The sequence below is a fragment of the Microcoleus sp. Pol1C5 genome, from assembly GCF_036701115.1.
Taxonomy (GTDB): domain Bacteria; phylum Cyanobacteriota; class Cyanobacteriia; order Cyanobacteriales; family Microcoleaceae; genus Microcoleus.
The window spans coordinates 1-2,637 of record NZ_JAUBQE010000133.1; the positions used below are offsets into that span (position 1 = coordinate 1).

Below are 2,637 nucleotides of genomic sequence, written 5' to 3' on the forward strand. Positions count from 1 at the left end.
GAACTCATGTTCAGTCCCGAAAAAAAGATATTTTACCATCTCTTCCTACTCTTTATTTTATTTTTCGGAGATGTCTTTTCCCTTTACAAGCGACATTAACTTTAAATCCTTTAAATTTTGCTGGCGGGGTGACAACCCCGCCCAAAAGCCAGACAGGGCAAAGATTTGACTCACCTGTGTTAAAAAAAGATAGGTCAAGCTAAAGTTACACTCGACCTATGCCAAAAATATGTTACCTAGATTCTATCAGACTCACTTCCAAAGAGAACTAACTCCCTCTCAATTTTTAGTTCTAGAAATAATGTTCAATCTCTTAACATCAGAAAAACCGGTGAGATTAGAACGACTTGCTCGCGTATTTCCGTACCCCATTACCACGCTCAAGTCGTCGGCGCAAGTTACAAAGATTTTTAGATTTACCCCAGCTTACCTTAACCTGTCTGTGGTTTCCGCTAATTACCTATTGGTTGACAAATTATTGCCAACCCCGACAGAAATTATGGATCGCGATCGAGCGCAGCCAATGGGGATGTATCAATCTGTTTATGGTTAGTCTGATATGTCCGCGAAGAGCAATCCCGTTATCTTGGTCCCTGTTACCAAAACGAGGTAGCAGTAATATCAATGAGCAGATCGCCGTCATCTCACCTATTTTACCCTTATTTAAAGATTATCAGCTCGTGGTTAGGCGATGCCTGAATTCTGTTCAATAGATTTAGCCAACTGGCTGAGAGAGCAAGATGTGTATTTTTGCTTACGACTCAAACGAAATCATTGTATCGAAACCGAAAATATGCTGCAGGCTACGGTTAGATGAGTTAGGGATCACGCCCGGAACATCTCTATACTTTCAAGGTGTAAAAGTTAGAAAGACTAAGCCACTGGCAGGATTTGATGTTGCCTGCAAATGGAAAAGGAATTATCAAGGATGGAGAGTTAACGAGGTGTGGTTTATTCTAACTAACTTAGGTAGTTTACCGGAAGCTATCGCTGCTTATAAGCAACGGATGGGAATTGAGGAAATGTTCCGTGATTGCAAAACAGGAGGCTATAATTTACAGGGTACAGGGTTAATAGAATACCGATTAATTAAAATGATTCTATTGATTAGAATTGCCTATATTCGTGACATTATTGAAGGTAATATAGTCAAAATGAAGTATTTACAAAAGTATATCTTTCGCATCAAGGAACCCCAAAGAACTTATCGAAGACGCAGTACATTTGGGAGTGGCAATGATAGCCAACAGTGGGTTAATTCTCTTTAAAAATATGCTGAACCTGTGGAATAGTTAATGAAGTTAACTCGTAATAAGCGTCACTTTTATCAAAAATATCTCAGGACTAGAACTTTGCTCAGGCAAGGTTTCTAGCTATATTTGTCACCCCCTGGATCGCAGCAGTTGCCCTTAATTTGATGAATCCTCACCGTTTAAGAGATTGGTTTACTCATTGCTGCTACTGTACCTCATAGCATCGGCAAGTGGTGTAAATTCCGTGTGATCGCGGATGGCAAAGCTGCAGAAATAGGGGAAACTGATAGATAGGTTAAATAAAAATGAGCGCAATAAACAAGGTCGCTGGCAGTTCCAGAAGCTCTCGATTCAAGGCTGTATCTACCCATAAACTCACTTTTGGAGGACGCAATGTGTTGGCTTCTTTAAGAGAAACGACTCGATTCTCGCAATAGGAAAATTTCCCATCCAAAAGCTTTGTATTCAAGGAATCCAGCATCAATGAAGGTGAATATTTTGTTTCCAAAATTTTGGCTGGGGAATCTGACTGCATCGAGAAAATTACCTCGGAACTTCAAAAATCGGCCTCTATCCTTATAGAGGTTGACAAAGTTCGCACAACTTGTGACGGCAGCTCGGACTAACTGCAATTAGGCTCTGTTATCCTCAGTTCAGATTACCTCGATCCATACAAAAGTTAATTGCCAAAATCGCACAGTTACCAAATAAGCTTGATGAGATAACTCCGGGGCGTATCTACCAATAATGCCCTTAATGGAGTCTCCAATATGAGTTCTACATTCGCTCAAGTTAACTCACAATCTTCTTTAGAAAAACAGCCACTGCGCTCCTTAGTCTTCATTGACTCCGGCGTGAAAGATTACGAGTCAATTGCAGCGGGAGTGCTGCCGGGACAGCAGGTAGTAATACTCGATCGCACCAAAAACGGCATCGAACAAATCAGCTCTGAAATTGAACAATACGCCTCTACTAACGGGGCTATTGACTCGATTCAGATTATTTCTCATGGCAGTTCTGGCAGCCTACAATTAGGCAATACCGCTCTGGGTTCAGAGAACATAGAGCAATACAAAAACGAGTTGGAAAAGTGGCAAAATTCACTAGCCGCACAAGCAGACATCATGCTGTACGGCTGCGATGTAGCAGGCGGTACAGGTGCTAATTTCGTCGATCGCTTCAGTCAATTAACCGGGGCTGACGTTGCCGCTTCCACCAACATAACCGGCCGTGGCGGCGACTGGAATTTAGAATTTGCTAGGGGTCAAATTGAATCTCCCTTAGCCTTGCAGCCAGAGGCTATGGCAAGTTACCAAGGTGATTTAGCTACGATCGTAGTAGCCAACAATAGCGATAGCGGGCCCGGTTCATTAAGAGCTGCGAT

General features: G+C 42.1%; 5 protein-coding genes. 4 read left to right on the forward strand and 1 reads right to left on the reverse strand.

Annotation, left to right across the window (positions count from 1 at the left end):
* The 3 genes from QUA23_RS30750 to QUA23_RS30760 all read left to right on the forward strand — a co-directional run.
* Positions 1-203: hypothetical protein (locus QUA23_RS30750; RefSeq protein ID WP_333079643.1), on the forward strand; the 203-nt coding region annotated here is incomplete at its 5' end.
* 98 nt (positions 204-301) lie between these two features.
* On the forward strand, positions 302-553 hold the full coding sequence (locus tag QUA23_RS30755) for a hypothetical protein (RefSeq protein ID WP_333079644.1): 252 nt from the start codon (positions 302-304) through the stop codon (positions 551-553).
* A 187-nt stretch (positions 554-740) separates the two neighbouring features.
* Positions 741-1,268: a hypothetical protein gene (locus QUA23_RS30760; RefSeq protein WP_333079645.1), complete on the forward strand. Its 528-nt coding sequence runs from the start codon at positions 741-743 to the stop codon at positions 1,266-1,268.
* 280 nt (positions 1,269-1,548) lie between these two features.
* Here the strand turns inward: QUA23_RS30760 and QUA23_RS30765 are convergent, their stop codons facing one another.
* Positions 1,549-1,788 carry a hypothetical protein gene (locus QUA23_RS30765; RefSeq protein WP_333079646.1) on the reverse strand — a complete coding sequence of 80 codons (240 nt, stop codon included), beginning with the start codon at positions 1,786-1,788 and terminating at the stop codon, positions 1,549-1,551.
* 235 nt (positions 1,789-2,023) lie between these two features.
* On the opposite strand from QUA23_RS30765, the gene QUA23_RS30770 reads away from it, so the two are divergent.
* Positions 2,024-2,637: DUF4347 domain-containing protein (locus QUA23_RS30770; protein WP_333110721.1), on the forward strand; the 614-nt coding region annotated here is incomplete at its 3' end.

Coding starts and splice junctions, on each gene's coding strand:
- QUA23_RS30755 (WP_333079644.1), top strand. CDS start 302: ATGTTCAATCTCTTAACATCAGAAAAACCGGTGAGATTAGAACGACTT.
- QUA23_RS30760 (WP_333079645.1), top strand. CDS start 741: ATGTGTATTTTTGCTTACGACTCAAACGAAATCATTGTATCGAAACCG.
- QUA23_RS30765 (WP_333079646.1), bottom strand. CDS start 1,788: ATGCAGTCAGATTCCCCAGCCAAAATTTTGGAAACAAAATATTCACCT.